A 15428-nucleotide genomic window follows, 5' to 3' on the forward strand; every position below is an offset into this window, starting at 1 on the left:
GGCCCGCACAGCGGAGGCCCAGGCGGGCCGTCACGAGGAGTTGGGAACCGGCTGACTCGTCGGCCTGCTCACCGCTCACCGGTGGAGCGACTCTCCGGGGGACGGAGGATCGAGACAGGCTCCGCGACCGGCGGATCACTCGAAAGGAGATCAGGCCGGTCTACGAGACGGTGTCAGTCAGGAGAGAAAGAAGGGTCGTCCGCCGCTGTGCGGACGACGGGGGGGAGCACGAACGCCAGCGGAACACGCTGCGTCGCCAGTCGCGGGTCGTAGGCGAACCACGCGACATCCCCCGGACCCGAGCCGAAGAGGCCGGATCCACCACCGCTCTGGGGCACGAATCCATTGGTGCCAGAACCGTGGTCGACGGTGGCGGGTGCCGGGGCCCCCGGCTTGGACTGGCTGGTGAGCCCGTCCACACCTCGCCCCGCCATGGCTTCGGCGTTGTCCGTCGCCGACGGTTTGCCGCTACCCGTGGGGAAGTCATCGACCTTTGCAGCCGATCCGGAAGCGACAGCGTCGAAGGCCTGGGAGCGGGCCACTCCTGTCGCCGCGGTGGCGTCCGCGGCCGCGGGAGTGGCACTGAGAAAGCCGAAGACGATCGCGAGCAGCCATGCGGCGGCCAGGAGACCGCCGATGGCGAGGGCTTGCCTGATGCCCCGCCGGGCGCCGGCCGCGAACCGCGCCATCCGGTCGGCCCGGTCGGGGATCGTGTCGTCGACGGAGAAGGCCACGGGCACGCGTCGAGCAGCGGGCGAGGACGCCCTCCACTGCTCGTGCGGCACGTGCGCCACATGGCCTCCCAAAGCTCCTGGACAGGCCCGCTTGGACACGGGCCACCCTTCAACGGAGAGTCACGTTAGCACCACATGGAGTCAACGCAACGGGTTTCCCGGGAACGGATCAGCAGCCGTCCAGGAATCGGTCAAGAACCCGGACCCCGAACCGCAACGAATCCACCGGCACCCTCTCGTCCACCCCATGGAACATCCCGGAAAAGTCCAGGTCGGCGGGGAGCTTCAGCGGCGCGAACCCGAACCCTCGAATTCCCATCCGGCCGAACGCCTTCAAGTCCGTCCCCCCCGACAACGTGTACGGCACGGCCAGCGCGCCCGGGTCCTCGGCGAGGAGGGCGTCGGCCATGGCGCGCACCAACGGCCCGTCGAAACCGGTCTCGATGGCGATGTCGTGGTAGATGAACTCCCTGGTCACATTGGGGCCGAGCAGCTCGTCGACGGTCTGGAAGAACTCGTCCTCATATCCCGGCAGGAAACGGCCGTCCACATGCGCGGTGGCGACCTGGGGGATCACATTGGCCTTGTAGCCGGCCTCCAGCATCGTGGGGTTGGCGGTGTTGCGCAGCGTGGCGCCGATCATCCGCGCCAGCGGCCCCAGCTTGGCGACGGTCTTCTCCGCGTCGTCCAGGTCAAGCTCCAGCTCCAGCGCCCTGGAGGTCTCCTCCAGGAACGTCCTCACCGTCTGTGTCATCCGTACCGGCCACTCGTACCGGCCGATGCGGCCCACCGCCTCGGCCAGATCGGTGACCGCGTTCTCCGCGTTGAGCATCGAGCCGTGCCCGGCCCGGCCGGTGGCGGTCAGGCGCATCCAGGCGATGCCCTTCTCGGCCGCCTCGATCAGATAGAGCCTGCGCGCCTCGTCGATGGAGACGCTGAACCCGCCCACCTCACCGATCGCCTCAGAGCACCCGTCGAACAGGTCCTTGTGCTGCTCGACCAGCCACTGCGCGCCGTAGTGACCCCCGGCCTCCTCGTCGGCGGTGAAGGCCAGCACCACGTCCCTCGGCGGGCGCCGCCCCTCGCTGAGCCGCTGTCGTACGACCGCGAGGATCATCGCGTCCATGTCCTTCATGTCGACCGCGCCGCGTCCCCAGACACAGCCGTCCGCGATCTCACCGCTGAGCGGGTGGTGGGCCCAGTCGGCGGCGTCGAAGGGCACGACGTCCAGATGTCCGTGCAGCAGCAGCGCGTCCCGCGAGGAGTTCTCCCCCGCGATGCGGGCGATCACGTTGGCCCGCCCCCTGTCCGACTCCAGGATCTGCGGCTCCAGCCCGACCTCGGCCAGTTTCTCGGCCACGTACTCGGCGGCGGCCCGCTCTCCGGGGCCCGAGTTGTCACCCGCGTTGGTCGAGTCGATCCTGATCAGGTCGCGGCACAGCCCGACGACCTCATCCTCACCGTTGAGCGTAGCCATGTGGACTCCTTGAGTTCGGTACGGCTTCCACCCCCATCCTCCCGCCGTACCCTCCTTCCCGGCACCCCGTCCCTACCCGCCCTCCAACCGATATGACGCAAGCTCAAGAGTTTGCTAACCTAAGTCCGCCGACGCGGGATGACGGTCCCACGTGCAGGCACCACGTCCGGGTGGCGGAATAGGCAGACGCGCTAGCTTGAGGTGCTAGTGCCCTTTGCGGGGCATGGGGGTTCAAGTCCCCCCTCGGACACATAGGAACAAAGTGCGACAGATGGCCATCTGTCGCACTTTGCGCTTTCCATGACCTGATCGTCGTCAGCGTCGGCGGACCGATCCGGCTCCCCGGCGCGTCCCGTACGCGATCGCGATGAAACCGGCCCTCACCGGCAGGCTCATGTCCGCAGGTGTCAATGCCCATTCGGACACCGCCGGCCCAAGAGTCCTCGCCGAACACCGTCCGACTTTGACTTTCGAGCAGATCCGCACCGGTACGGCAGTGCCGGGCACGGCAGGATCGTCCGGTACCGTCCGGCTCGGTACAGCGGGTGAGGTCATGGCTCAGCGCAGCGAGTTTCCTCCGTCCGTGATGATGGAGCGTCCGGTGATCCAGCCGGCCTCCTCGCCGCACAGGAACGCGATGACCTTGGCCAGGTCTTCGGGGGAGCCGGCGCGGCCCAGCGGTGTGGCGCGCGCGGCGGCGGCCAGGAGGCGCTCCGGGTCGGGGCTGATCTCGCGCAGCGCGTCCGTCGCCACCACACCGCCGCTCACCAGATTGACCGTGATGCCGTCGCGGCCGAGTTCCACGGCGAGGTAGCGGACGACGCTCTCGGCCGCGGCCATGGCGGCGGCGATCGCCGCATAACCGGGGACGTGCCTGCTCGTCCCGGTGCTCACGGTCGTCACGACCCGGCCGCCGTCGGCCAGTTGCGAACGTGCCGCGGTCACGAGGGCGAGGAGGGAGCCGACGCGGGTGGCGAACATCCGCTCGTAGGTATGCCAGGGGGTTTCGAGTGCCTTCCCCAGGGACGGCGAGGCGGAGCCGAATCCTGTCGCGTTGGAGATGACCGCACGGACGGGCCCGAGCCGTTCACCCGCTGCGCGCACGAACTCCGCGCACTGGTCCTGATCGGCGACATCCAGCGCGAAGGCGGCGGCGTGTCCGCCGTTCCGGTGGATCTCGCCGACGACTTCGGCGGCGGACTCGGCGTTCCGGTGGTAGCCGACCGCGACGGCGTAACCGTCGCGTGCGAGCGTGAACGCGGTCGCCCGGCCGATGCCCCGGCCGGCTCCGGTGATGACCGCGGTCTTCACGGGCGGTCTCCGAAGGAGATGTCGTCGTCGTCCGCCGCCTCGGCGTAGCGGCGCCGCGCCGCTTCCTGAAGCCTCCTGGATTCGGGGCTGGCCAGTCTCTCCGCGAAGAGTGCGGCCTCCAGCCGGAGACCTTCGGCGAGCGGTAGCCGGGGACCCTCGACGAGTGCGCGCTTCGCGGCGGCGAGGGCGGCGGCGGGATGGGACGCCATGCCGCGCGCGAGCCGCAGAACCTCCGCCTGGAAGTTGGGCGCGGGGAGCACCCGTTCGACGAATCCGGCGGCCCTGGCCTGTTCGGCGGTGAGGACGTCACCGGTGAGGACGATGTCGGCGGCCCGCCCGGGGCCGATCAACCGGGCCAGCCGCTGGGTGCCGCCCGCCCCGGGGATGATGCCGAGCGCGGTCTCGAGCAGACTGAAGTGGGCGGCGGTCGAGGCCCATCGCAGCGTACAGGCCAGGGACAGCTCGAAGCCGCCGCCCCATGCCTGGCCGTCGATCGCGGCGATCACCGGCTGCGGGATCCGCTCGACGCGTCGCATCGCGGTGTACCAGATCTTGGCCCGCGGCATCGGCCCCCGGGAGAGTTCGGCGAGCTCGTCCAGGTCGGCGTGGGCGATGAAGTAGCCGGGGACATCACTGGTCAGCGTCACAACCCCGATGTCCGGCGCGGTCTCCAGCCGGGCGAGTTCCGCGTCCAGTTCTTCGAGCGCGGCGAAGGTGAGGAAGTTGCGTGGCGGGTTTCGGTAGGTGAGGACGGCGACGCCGTCGACGTCCTCCCGGCTCCACATCGTCATATCAGTCCTCCGGTGAGTCGAGTCCGTGCTCGGCGGGGAAGCGCAGCACGGTGCTGTTGAAGAAGTCGGAGCTCCCGTGGCCCCGGACGTCCCCCAGCAGGATCCGGTACCGGGCGGCGAACGCCTCGGCCTGCGGTTCCCACGTACGGTGATCGAGGGTGGCGCCATGGGTGAGAACGATCGGGGACTGGTCACCGGAGTCGCCGGTCCAGTGGTGGATCTCGCAGTCGGTGGAGCGCTGGACGGTCCGGTGCCGCAGCGTCACGGGCGCGCCCCGTCGCCCAGGAGGAGGACCGACGTCCCGTAGTGGACACTCTGGGTGGACGGCGTGCCCGGTCCGGCCGTGGCGGGCGGCTCCCCGTCCCCCTGGTTGCGGTCGTAGTGGGGGAAGTTGCTGCTGGACAGCATCAGGCCGATCCGGTGGCCGGCCGGGAACCGCTGGGCCGTGTACCCGAGATCGATGTCCAGCCGGACCGGTTCTCCCCGTGGCACCGGGGTGTCGGGGCCGTCGCGGCGGCTCAGCCTGATCACCCCCTCGCCGACCGGCAGCATCCGCCCGTCGGGCAGCTGGTCCACCAGCCGAGCCATCACGTCGGCGTCCGCCGCGTCGGTGGCGAAGGTGAGCTTCAGCCGCACCGGGCCGATGACGTCCGTGTCCTCGGTGAGCACGTCGCCGTGGTAGACGAGGACGTCGGGTCGCTCGGCCGTTCGGCTGAGGTCCAGCGGCCCGGGGACGAGGCGGCCGAGGTGCAGGACGCGCCCGCCGTGGCTCGGCACCGGATCCTCCGGATCGTGGAGGTAGCCGTCCGGTGTGGCCGGGTTCGCCGTGTCGGGCGTGGCGGTCAGCCGTCCCGGCGTCCTACCCTGCGCGGCGGGCCCCGTCAGGTACAGGGCGTGCCCGGCGGCCTCCGTCGGCGGCCATCGCTCGGCGGTGCGCCACTCGTCCGCGCCCATCTGGAAGTACCGAACGGGGGCGGGACCGTCCGATCCGTCCAGGCAGCGGCGGAAGAACTCCAGGTGCCGGGCGGGCAGCCGGGTGGCCGCGGCGGAGGCCGCGACACCGAAGTTGACCTCGCCCTGCAGATGGGACAGGGCTCCGGTGTGCGCCCAGGGGCCGACTATCAGCTCGTGCCGCAGGTCCGGTCGCAGCCTGCGCATCTCCAGGTGCCCGCGGATGGTCGCGGTGGCGTAGACGTCGTACCAGCCGGTCACCGACAGGGTCGGCACCTCCACCGCCGCGTGGTCCCAGTCGGGCAGGGCCTGGATCCGTCCGTCCAGCAGGTCGCCGATCCGGATCGGGAATCCGGGCAGGTCCAGTTCCGGCATGCCCACGAGCGGCAGCCGCCGCATCGCCCGTCCCGGATCGTGAATCAACGACGCGACCTTGGCGACCAGCGACGGGTCGGCGTCCGGTCCCTGCCGGCCCAGCCAGTCGGCGGCCATGTAGGCCAGCCACCCGACGAGGTGGTCCAGCCGCAGCGCGCCGCCGGTGTCACGGGTGTCGGCCGCCGCGCCGGTCGTCATGGCAGGGGCGATGCCGCGCAGGTGGGGCGGGCGTTCGGCCGCGCCGAGCCAGGCGATGATGCCGAGGTAGGAGGTGCCCGCGAGGAACACGTTGCCGTCGCACCAGGGCTGTGCCGCCGCCCACTCCACCGTGTCGTAGGTGTCCCTGGCCTCCTGCTCCCACATGACGGCCCGCCAGTCGCCGTCGGAGTCAAAGCGGCCCCGGGTATCCTGCACCAGCGCGGCGAATCCTCCGGCGAGGCAGTGCTGGGGGTGCAGCGTGTCGGAGCTGATCTGCCGCCGGCCGTACGGCGTCCTGAACACCACGGCCGGGGACGGGGACGGGGGCCGCCACAGGTCGCCGCGCAGCAGCACGCCGTCCCGCATGGGGGCTTCGACGCCGCCTTCGATGCGTCCCAGTTCCGTCATCACACCTTCTTGAGAGTGAGCATCGTCCGGGCCATCTCGTTCCACCCGGCGGTCGCGCCGCCGTCCACGGTGAGACTGCATCCGGTGAGGAAGGAACTGCCGGGCAGCGCGGCGAACACCGCGGCGCGGGCCTGTTCCTCGGGGGTGGCCAGCCGTCCGACGGCGGTGGTCGCGGTCAGCGAGTCGCGGAGCGGACCCGGCGGCCACAGTTCGTCGACCATCCCGGTGTGCGTCGGCCCGGTGATCAGGGCCACCGCGCGAATCCCCTGCGCGCCGTAGTCGACGGCGACGGACTGGGCGAGGCCGATGAGAGCGTGCTTGGCCATGTTGTAGACCGGGGAGCGGGGAGTCGCCGACACCCCGCACATCGACGAGGTGAACACGAACACTCCCCCGTGCGCGCGCATGTGCCCGACCGCGGAGCGCACCAGGTAGAAGTTGGCGTCGCAGCAGACGCCCATCACCTTGCGGTAGTCGTCGTCGGTGAGGCTGTGCGGGCGGCCGGGCACGTTGACGCCGGCGTTGCCGTGGACGACGTCTAGCCGGCCGTGCCGGGCGACCACCCCGTCGACGACCTCCGCGACCTGTGCCGGGTCGGAGACGTCCGCTTGGACGATGCCCTCTCCCGGGGTCAGGTCCACCCCGATGACCTCGGCCCCGACGGCCCGGAACAGCCTCATCGAGGCCGCGCCGATGCCGCTCGCCGCACCCGTGACCAGAACGACCCTGCCGTCGAGCCGGCCGAACACGTCACCGTCTGCCATGGTCATCCGTTCCTCCTCAACGGCCCGTGAATTCGGGGCTGCGCTTTTCGACGAAGGCACGTGCTCCTTCGACGGCATCATGGACTTCCCTGTTGTTGCGGATGTGGAAGGTGTTCTGGATCCGCAGCGCCTGCTCCAGCGGCTGACCGTACACTCGCTCGCGTAGCTGCTTGTAAAGCCCGATCGCGCCGGTCGGACCGGCCGCGAGCCTGCGGGCCTCGGCGAGCGCCGCGTCCCGCAGATCCCCCGACGGGACGACCCGGGTGTAGATGCCCAGGCGTTCGGCGTCGGTGGCGTCGAGCAGCCCGCCGGACAGATAGATCTCGGTCGCCTTGGCGCTCCCGACGATCCGGGCCAGCATCACGGCGGTGCCGGTCTGCGCCACGTTCACCAGGCAGCTCCCGATCCGCGCCGTGTCCGAGGCGATCCGCAGGTCGGCGGCGCAGGCCAGCTCGGTGCCCGCCCCGGCCGCGGGGCCGTTGACCGCCGCGATGACCGGCTGCGGCGCTGTGACGAGGGCCTCGACGATCCGCAGGTACACGGGGTCGGCGGTGTCACCGAGCACCGGCGAGTGCCTGCGGTCCCCGGCGAGGTGCTCGTCCACCGCGCCGAGGTCGTCCCCGCCGCAGAAGGCACTGCCCGCCCCGGTCAGCACCACGACCCTGGCCTGCGGGTCGGTCTCGGCGTGCTCCAGCGCGCGCAGCAGCTCCTCGCCGAGCGCGCGATCGATCGCGTTGCGGCGGTCGGGACGGTTCATGGTCAGCCACAGCACCCCCGGGGCCGGCCGGGAGACCAGCAGGGCCCCTTCACCGCTTGACGTCGTGCTCTCCTGTTCGCGCATCATGCTCTGACCATCCCTCCATCGACGAACAATGCTTGGCCGGTGACATAACCGGCCCCCGTTCCCAGCAGCCACACGACCGCGGCGGCGACCTCCTCCGGGTGCCCGCACCGGCCGATCGGCAGCCGGGCGGCGACCTTCTCCGCCAGCCCGCGAAGCCCGCTCTCGTCGAGCATCGGGGTGTCGATGAAGCCGGGGCACACGGCGTTCGCGCGGACGCCGAGCGGTCCCAGTTCGACGGCGAGCGAGCGGGTCAGGCTCAGCAGCCCACCCTTGCTCGCGTCGTAGGCGGCCTGCCCGGCGAACCCGGTCACCGCGATCGAGCAGACGTTGACGATGGCGGCGCCCGGCCGTCCGGCGAGGGCGGGTGCCGCCGCACGGGCCAGCCGGAACGGCGCCGACAGGTTGATCTCCATGACGCGCGCCCAGTCGGCGGTGCTGTGCTCGCCCAGTGCCGCGCGGTGCTCCACACCTGCGTTGTTCACGAGGCCGTCGAGGCCTCCGAGTCGGCCGAGCGCCTGATCGACGATTTGCTGTGGCGCTCCGCTCTCCGTCAGGTCGAGCGGCACCAGGTGGAGCCGATCGTCGTCGAACCGCCTTTTCAGGCGCTCGCAGCCTGACGCGTCGACATCGGTCGCCAGCACCTGCGCGCCCTGCAGAAGCAGTTCGGCCACGAGGGACGTGCCGATGCCACCGGCGGCCCCGGTGACCAGCACCCGGCGGCCGCTCATGCCGCGCTTCCCTGCCAGGTGCGGTTCAGCAGTCGCTCGGCGTTGCCATGCAGCCAGGCCTGGACGACGTCGTCCGGAAGGCCCAGCCAGGTGACCTCGGCGGCGAGCCTGGCAGGGGTGGAGGCCTGGGTCCAGCTGGTGGACCCGAAGAGGACGCGGGAGCGGACGGATGCGGCACCCAGCGTCAGCAGCGCCTCCCATCCCGATCCCCTGGCCGCCATCCTGGACGGACGGTGCGAGGAGAACTCCAGGTAGACGTTGGGGTGCCGCTGCGCCACCGCCAGCATCTCCGTGACCCAGGGCCAGCCTCCGTGCCCGGCGACCAGGACGAGACCGGGGTGGGCGCCGGCGATCCGGTCCAGCACCCGCGGCCCGGAGACATCGATCGGGATGTCCGAACGGAAGTGCTGCCCGCAGTGCAGCCACACCGGGACACCACGGTCGGCGGCGAGCTTCCAGAGCCCGGCGTGTTCGGGTGCGGACGGGTCGGTGCCGTCGAGGAACGGGATGACCGAGAGGCCGGTCGCACCGAGCTCGTCGAGCGCGCGACGTGCCTCGGCGATCGCGGTCCGCGAGTCGGTGAGGCTGACCCCGGCCCATGCGCTGAGCCGGTCCGGGTGCCTGGCCGCGAAGGCGGCGACCGTGTCGTTGACGGTGGCGTCCCTGATGGGCCACGGCCCGCCGTGCAGGATCTGGTGGGCCACCCCGCTCTCGGTCAGCGCGGCGACATGGTGATCGATGTCGAAGCCGCGTCCAAGGACGTGGGCCAGCCGCTCCGCCGTTCCTATCGGATCATGCGCCGCCTCCGCCGCGACCTCGCCGTGAGCCCGTCCGGTGAGGGCGGCGAGCCGCCCGGAGAACATGACGAGATAACGCGGTGCGACGGTGGCCAGCGAACGCAGGTAGGCCGTCCAGCATTCGGTGTCGTAGGCGACCTCGCAGATGTCGATCACCGGTTCACCCATCATTCCCCCTTCTTATATACAAACGTTTGTTTACCAGACTCGGCACCGCCAGGTCAATGAACGTTCATATGGTGATAGCGTCGGGGGGTGGGTACGACACGCTCCCGGAAGACCACTGACGGCGCCCCTGCCACGACCTCGATGAGCCGGCGCATCCTCGACGAGGCGGCGCGCCTGTTCTATGAAGACGGGTTCCCCGCGACCACCGTCCGCAAGATCACCGCCGCGTGCGGGGTCACCGCGGGCTCGCTCTACAACCACTACGGGTCCAAAGAGGAAGTGCTCTACGCGATCCTCAAGAGGGCTCACGAGGACTCCGAGCGCATACTGGAGGAAGGACTCCTGCGCGGCGGCGACCGGGCCGACCGGCAACTGGCCGAGCTGGTGCGGGAGCTCACGCTCTTCCACACCGAACGGCGTATCGAGGGCCTGGTGGCCCGGACAGAATGGCGCCACCTCCCGCCCGAGCAGGCCAAGGAGGTTCTGGATGCCCAGCAGCGAGTCCGCCGCATCTTCGAACGCACCCTGGAACGGGGCCTGAACACCGGCCGGTTCCGCCTGACCGACCCGCGGTCGCCGGGTCCGGCCCGAGTGGACGTGGCCGCCAAGGCGATCCTCGACATGTGCATCAACGCCGGGCAGTGGTTCCGTCCCGACGGCGGGCTGTCCGCCCAGGAACTCGCCGACCAGTACGCCTTCCTCGTCCTCCAACTCGTCGGCGCGGCCCCGGAGGACTGACGCCCCGAAGGCCGGCGACCGGGAAAGCCGATCGCACATTCCTGATGGGAGGTGCGGAGACCGGCCGGGCGCGGGACCGGCCGGTACTCCGAGGAGGCTCAGCCTGCGGCGGGCGTCCCGCCGATGCGGTCACGCCGGACGGCCACGCCCAGCCGCTCGCGATCGGCCGTGTCCGCCGTGACGCCTTCCGAGCGCAACCGGTGCTTCTCGATCTTGTTCGTCGGGGTGTGCGGCAGCGCGTCGACCACGCGCACGTAGCGGGGCACCATGAAGTGCGCCATCCGGGGGATCAGGAAACGCAGCAGCTCGGCGGGGTCGATCTCCGCCCCGTCCACGGGCGCGACCACGGCGAGCACATCGTCCTCGCCGTAGGGGCTCGGCACGGCGACCACCGCGGCCTCCCGGACCGACGGATGCGCCAGCAGCTCGGTCTCCACCTCGGCCGAGGAGATGTTCTCACCGCGGCGCCGGATCGTGTCGCCCATCCGGTCCACGAAGAAGTACTCGCCGTCCACCGTCCGGAAGGCGTCCCCGGTGTGGAACCACCCGTTGCGCCAGACCCGTGCCGTCGCCTCGGGCATCCCGAGGTAACCGGAGTTCAGTGCCCACGGCTGGGCGGTGCGCAGCACCAGCTCACCGACCTCCCCGTCGGGCACCGGCCGGTCGTGCTCGTTGACGACCCGGGCCTCGACACCGGGCCGCAGCCGCCCGGACGTGCCCGGCACATCCGGGTTGGGGCCGGAGATGATCGGAATCGACACCTCCGTCATGTTGAACATGGCCACCACGTCGACACCGAAGCGCTCGGCGAACGCCGCGCTGTCCTCGATGAGCGGGATCATGAAAACGTGCCGCAGCGGGTGAGCACGGTCATGCGGGGACGGAGGGCGCTTGCCCAGGAACGTCGCCATCACGCCGAGCAGCGTGACGTGCGTGGTGCCCGTGTCGCGGACGGCCGGCCAGAACGACTCGGTATCGAACGCGCTGACGAGACTGATCCCACCGCCGAGCAACAACGCCGCGTACGTGCCGATAGTGCCGCCCGCGTGGAACAGCGGCAGGTTCACCATGTAGCGGTCGGCCGCTCCGAAGCAGCCGCCGAACGCGGCCCGCGCGCAGGCCGCGAGCTGGACGTACGAACACAGGACGCCCTTCGACGGCCCCGTCGTTCCGGACGTGAGGATCACCGCGTACGAGTCCCACGGCCGGGGTGGTGAGTCCGGGCGGAAGCCGGGGCTCGGCGCCGCCAGCGCCTCCGCCCCCAGCATCCCGGCCCGGCCCGCCGGTCGGCTGTCGCCCTCCCCGAGCACCACCACCCGTTCCAGCGCGCAGGCGTCGATCTCGTCCAGGCGCCCGGCCAGCTCGCCGTGCACCACCGCCACCCGCGCCCCGGACAGCCGGATCGCATGTTCGAGCAGCCTGCCGCGGTAGGCGGTGTTGAGCGGTACCAGGGCGCCGCCCAGCAGGTTGACGCCGAACCAGACGCGCAGTGCGTCGGGCCCGTTCGGCAGCCAGGAGACGACCGTGTCACCCGGCCGCACGCCCAGCGCGTGCAACCCCGCGGCGACCCGCTCGGCCTGGTCCAGGGTTTCGGCGTAGGTCCACCGCGTCCCGTCCTCGAAGATCACGTACACCCGGTCGGGGTGCTCCGCGGCCCGGCGGACGAGAAGCTCCGCCACCACGCATTCGTCGGCCTCGGGCACTTCCGGGCCCCACCACTCACCGCTCATGTCACTCCTTGTTCCGCTGCTCGCCGGCCACGGCCGCGCCCAGATAGGCGGCCCGCAGCACGGGATCCTCCGCGAGCTCGGCGGCGGTGCCGACAACCTCGATCCGGCCGTGCCGCATGACCAGTCCCCGGTCGGCGAGCGCCAGCGCCTGGTTGACACGCTGCTCGACCAGGATCACCGTCAGGTTCTGCTCCCGCAGCCGGTCCACCACCGCGAACACCCGCTGGATGATCACGGGTGCCAGGCCGATGGACGGTTCGTCCAGCAGCAGCACTCGGGGTTCGCGCATCAGCGCCTGGCCGATGGCGAGCATCTGCTGTTCGCCGCCGCTGAGCACCTCCGCGTAGGCGTCCATCCGCTCACCCAGCACCGGGAACAGGTCGACGACCCGGTCCGTCCGCTCCCGCTCGACCTTGCGCCGGTTCGGGACGTTCCAGAGCCCGAGTCTCAGATGCTCGGCCACTGTGAGCCCGGTGAAGAGACGCCTGCCCTCGGGAATGTGGACGAGGCCGTGGGCCACGATCCGTTCCGGGCTCCACCCGGTGATGTCGGTTCCGGCGAGCCGTACCGATCCGGACGTGGGGTGAAGCAGCCCCGAGATGGTGCTGAGCAGGGTCGTCTTCCCGGCCCCGTTGCCGCCGACCACCGCGAAGATCTCGCCCGTATGGACCGTGAAGTCCACCGAGCGGATCACCGGCACCGTCCCGTACCCGGCGCTCAGCCCGGACACGGTGATCAGTTCCTCGCCCTGCGTTCTCATGCGGGTGCTCCCAAGTACACTTCGACGACCCGTGCGTCACCGAGTGCCTCCTCCGGCGCCCCCGACGTCACCAGTTCGCCCTGGTCGAGGACGGTCACGACGTCGGCGACGCTCGCGACGAGTTCGATGTGGTGCTCCACCAGGACCACCGTGGTGCCCGCGTCGCGAATCGCGCGGATCAGGCGGCCCAGCGCCTCCAGCTCTCGCGGCGTGAGCCCGGCCGCCGGCTCGTCCATCAGCAGCAGGCGCGGCCGTGCCATCAAGGCCCGGGCGACCTCCAGCAGTCTCTGCTCGCCGTGCGGCAGCGCCGCGGCCTCCTCGTCCGCCCGCCCGGCGAGGCCATGACCGGCCAGCAGCCCGTCGGCCTCCCTCTCCAGTTCGGCCCGTTCGCGCCGGGCCCACGGCAGCCGCAGGACGGTCGCCGGACCGTTCGCCCGCTCCCGCGCGTAGGCGCCGAGCAGGACGTTGTCCCGCAGGCTCGACGCGCCCAGCAGCCGCGGCGTCTGGAAGACGCGCGCCACCCCGCGCCGGGCGAGCCGCTCGGCCGTGGCCCGGCTGACGTCCTCGGTTCCGAGGAGGACCCGTCCCTCGTCCTGCTGCAGCAGACGAGTGATCACGTTGAGCAGGGTCGTCTTCCCCGACCCGTTGGGCCCGACGATCGCGTGCACCGTACCCGGCTCGATGGTGAGGTCGATGCCGCGCAGCGCGTGCACGCCGCCGAAGGACTTGCGAACGCCGGCCAGTTCGACGCCGAGCGGCTCTCCGCGCGGCGGCCTGACCTCGATCGTGACGCCCGTGCCGGGGGCGTCGGAAGACGTGCCATCGGCCCCGTGGCGTGCCCGCAGCTTCTCCCACGCCCCGGCGATGCCGTGCGGCGCGTACACCATCAGCACCAGCAGCGCCGCGCCGTAGATGAGGCCGCGCCATTCAGCCAGGCCGGTCAGCAGTTCCGGAAGGGCGAAGAACAGCAGGGTGCCGATGATCGGGCCGACGAGACGCGCGGCGCCGCCGATGATGACCACCAGCAGGAACAGGATCGAGAAGTCGAGGGTGAAGTCGTCCGGGGTGACGAGCCCGTGATGAACGGCCAGCAGCGCCCCGCCCAGACCCGCGGTGGCACCGCCGCAGGCGAACGCGAACAGCTTCATCCGCGCGGGTCCGACGCCGACGCTCCGCGCCATCTCCGGCGCGTCCCGTACGGCCATCATGCCCCGGCCGAAGCGGGAGTCGACGATGGTGCGGACCATGACGAACAGTACGACATTCACGGCGAGGGCCAGCCAGAGGACGTCTCGTTCCCCGAGTTCCCAGGAACCGAACGCGGGCCGCGGGATGCCGACCAGCCCGGACCAGCCACCGGTCAGCCCCTCGAACTCGACCAGCAGGCTGCGCATCGCCATCGCCGCTCCGAGCGTGACCAGGGCGATGTACCAGGACGACAACCGGAAGGCGGGCAGCGCCATCAGGGTCCCGGCGCCCGTGGCGATCACCACCGCCACCGGGGCCGCCGCCCAGAAGGTCCAGCCGTGGTCGGCCATGAGGATGCCGGTGGCGTAGGCACCTACGGCGACCAGCGCGCCCTGTCCGAGCGAGACCTGGCCGGTGTAGCCGAACATGATGTTCAGCCCCGTCCCCACCAGCACGTAGATCGCGGCCGTGGTGGCGAGGTAGGTGATCGTCGGGTCGCCGCTGACCAGTGGCAGCGCGGCCACGGCCGCCACGAGAGCGACCCAAGGGGCCGAGCGCCGCGCGGCGCCCGCCCGTGTTCCGCGAACTTCAGACATGACGTTGCACCGCCAGACCGCGCAGGCCGTTGGGCCGGATCAGCAGGATGAGCAGCATCGCTACGAACAGGACGACGGACTGCGACCCGGGAGAGCCGTAGGTGGCGCCCGCGGCCTCGACGGTGCCGAGCACCCATCCCGCCACCAGGACGCCTCGGTTGTCGCCGATCCCGCCGACCGCCAGTGCGGCGAAACCCTTGATCAGCAGACCCAGGCCCATCGTCACCGAGGCCAGCAGCAACGGCGCCGCCAGCACTCCGGTGAGCCCCGCCAGGGCGCCGCCGAGCAGGAACGAACGGCGGGTCAGCATCGTCGGGTCGATGCCGCGCAGCCGGGCGCCGTCACGGTCGGCGGCCACCGCGCGCAACGCGGCGCCGAACCGGGAACGGTCCAGTAGGCCGAGCAGTATCACCACGGCGACGGCGATGGCCACCACCCCGACCTGGTAGCTCGAGAACCGGACTCCCGCCACCTCGTTGACGTTGATGGACAGCGGCCACGGGGGTGCGACGGTGCTCGGCTGGTCCGTCCACAGCCGTCCGGCGGCCTCCGCGAGCAGCAGCGAGAACGCCAGCGTGGTGATCACCCAGCCGGCTGCGTGGGACGATCTGCGCAGCACCGGGGTGACGGCCACCCGCTCCTCGGCCAGCGCCACGACCGCGACGACGGCCATCACGCAGACGGCGGCGATTCCCCAGGGGAGTCCGCCGATCGGAGTGGCGGCCATCAGCATCGCGCCGATCATGATGAGCTCGCCCTGGGCGAAGTTCACCACGTTCGTCGGCCGGTACAGGACGTTGAACCCCATCGCGACAAGGCCGTAGAGGCTGCCGAAGACCAGCCCCGTGACCAGGATGTCGGTGATCATCG

15 protein-coding genes and 1 tRNA gene are annotated in these 15428 nt (G+C 71.1%); 2 read left to right on the forward strand and 14 right to left on the reverse strand.

Annotated features, from left to right (window positions below):
- Positions 1-173: 173 nt before the first annotated feature.
- Together AB0K21_RS33975 and AB0K21_RS33980 are read right to left on the reverse strand one after the other, a co-directional pair.
- Positions 174-794, reverse strand: coding sequence for a hypothetical protein (locus tag AB0K21_RS33975; protein WP_343971424.1), 621 nt, complete (start codon positions 792-794; stop codon positions 174-176).
- A gap of 109 nt (positions 795-903) precedes the next feature.
- Positions 904-2211: a M20/M25/M40 family metallo-hydrolase gene (locus AB0K21_RS33980; RefSeq protein ID WP_343971427.1), complete on the reverse strand. Its 1308-nt coding sequence runs from the start codon at positions 2209-2211 to the stop codon at positions 904-906.
- 164 nt (positions 2212-2375) lie between these two features.
- Between AB0K21_RS33980 and AB0K21_RS33985 the strand changes: the two genes are divergently transcribed.
- A tRNA-Leu gene (locus AB0K21_RS33985) sits at positions 2376-2461 on the forward strand.
- A 308-nt stretch (positions 2462-2769) separates the two neighbouring features.
- On the opposite strand, the gene AB0K21_RS33990 is transcribed toward AB0K21_RS33985, so the two are convergent.
- Genes AB0K21_RS33990 through AB0K21_RS34025 form a run of 8 tightly spaced genes read right to left on the reverse strand, consistent with a single transcriptional unit; the run spans position 2770 to position 9549 of the window.
- Positions 2770-3522: an SDR family oxidoreductase gene (locus tag AB0K21_RS33990; RefSeq protein ID WP_343971430.1), complete on the reverse strand. Its 753-nt coding sequence runs from the start codon at positions 3520-3522 to the stop codon at positions 2770-2772.
- The gene (locus tag AB0K21_RS33995; protein ID WP_343971433.1) at positions 3519-4313 is read right to left on the reverse strand and encodes an enoyl-CoA hydratase/isomerase family protein; all 795 of its coding nucleotides are present in this window, start codon (positions 4311-4313) and stop codon (positions 3519-3521) included. The genes AB0K21_RS33990 and AB0K21_RS33995 overlap by 4 nt, the downstream gene beginning before the upstream one ends.
- Before the next feature lies 1 nt (position 4314).
- Positions 4315-4578: a hypothetical protein gene (locus tag AB0K21_RS34000; RefSeq protein WP_343971436.1), complete on the reverse strand. Its 264-nt coding sequence runs from the start codon at positions 4576-4578 to the stop codon at positions 4315-4317.
- Positions 4575-6245 carry a CocE/NonD family hydrolase gene (locus AB0K21_RS34005; RefSeq protein WP_343971439.1) on the reverse strand — a complete coding sequence of 557 codons (1671 nt, stop codon included), beginning with the start codon at positions 6243-6245 and terminating at the stop codon, positions 4575-4577. Before AB0K21_RS34005 ends, AB0K21_RS34000 begins: the two co-directional genes overlap by 4 nt.
- Positions 6245-7015 carry an SDR family oxidoreductase gene (locus AB0K21_RS34010; RefSeq protein ID WP_343971442.1) on the reverse strand — a complete coding sequence of 257 codons (771 nt, stop codon included), beginning with the start codon at positions 7013-7015 and terminating at the stop codon, positions 6245-6247. Before AB0K21_RS34010 ends, AB0K21_RS34005 begins: the two co-directional genes overlap by 1 nt.
- Before the next feature lie 10 nt (positions 7016-7025).
- Complete coding sequence (locus AB0K21_RS34015; RefSeq protein WP_343971445.1) at positions 7026-7853, reverse strand: enoyl-CoA hydratase-related protein; 828 nt, start codon at positions 7851-7853, stop codon at positions 7026-7028.
- Positions 7850-8581 (reverse strand): SDR family NAD(P)-dependent oxidoreductase, encoded by a 732-nt coding sequence (locus AB0K21_RS34020; RefSeq protein ID WP_343971448.1) that lies wholly within the window; start codon positions 8579-8581, stop codon positions 7850-7852. The genes AB0K21_RS34015 and AB0K21_RS34020 overlap by 4 nt, the downstream gene beginning before the upstream one ends.
- On the reverse strand, positions 8578-9549 hold the full coding sequence (locus tag AB0K21_RS34025) for an amidohydrolase family protein (RefSeq protein ID WP_343971451.1): 972 nt from the start codon (positions 9547-9549) through the stop codon (positions 8578-8580). Before AB0K21_RS34025 ends, AB0K21_RS34020 begins: the two co-directional genes overlap by 4 nt.
- An 84-nt stretch (positions 9550-9633) precedes the next feature.
- On the opposite strand from AB0K21_RS34025, the gene AB0K21_RS34030 reads away from it, so the two are divergent.
- Complete coding sequence (locus AB0K21_RS34030; protein ID WP_364155783.1) at positions 9634-10284, forward strand: TetR/AcrR family transcriptional regulator; 651 nt, start codon at positions 9634-9636, stop codon at positions 10282-10284.
- A gap of 98 nt (positions 10285-10382) precedes the next feature.
- Here the strand turns inward: AB0K21_RS34030 and AB0K21_RS34035 are convergent, their stop codons facing one another.
- The 4 genes from AB0K21_RS34035 to AB0K21_RS34050 are packed head-to-tail and all read right to left on the reverse strand — an operon-like array spanning position 10383 to position 15426.
- Positions 10383-12014, reverse strand: coding sequence for an AMP-binding protein (locus AB0K21_RS34035; RefSeq protein ID WP_343971457.1), 1632 nt, complete (start codon positions 12012-12014; stop codon positions 10383-10385).
- A gap of 1 nt (position 12015) precedes the next feature.
- Entirely contained in the window at positions 12016-12774 is a 759-nt protein-coding gene (locus AB0K21_RS34040) for an ABC transporter ATP-binding protein (protein ID WP_343971460.1), read from the reverse strand.
- Positions 12771-14558 (reverse strand): branched-chain amino acid ABC transporter ATP-binding protein/permease, encoded by a 1788-nt coding sequence (locus AB0K21_RS34045; RefSeq protein WP_343971463.1) that lies wholly within the window; start codon positions 14556-14558, stop codon positions 12771-12773. The genes AB0K21_RS34040 and AB0K21_RS34045 overlap by 4 nt, the downstream gene beginning before the upstream one ends.
- Positions 14551-15426 carry a branched-chain amino acid ABC transporter permease gene (locus tag AB0K21_RS34050; protein WP_343971466.1) on the reverse strand — a complete coding sequence of 292 codons (876 nt, stop codon included), beginning with the start codon at positions 15424-15426 and terminating at the stop codon, positions 14551-14553. The genes AB0K21_RS34045 and AB0K21_RS34050 overlap by 8 nt, the downstream gene beginning before the upstream one ends.
- Between the last annotated feature and the right edge of the window lie 2 nt (positions 15427-15428).

It is taken from the genome of Streptosporangium sp. NPDC049248 (genome assembly GCF_040678965.1).
GTDB lineage: Bacteria > Actinomycetota > Actinomycetes > Streptosporangiales > Streptosporangiaceae > Streptosporangium > Streptosporangium fukuiense.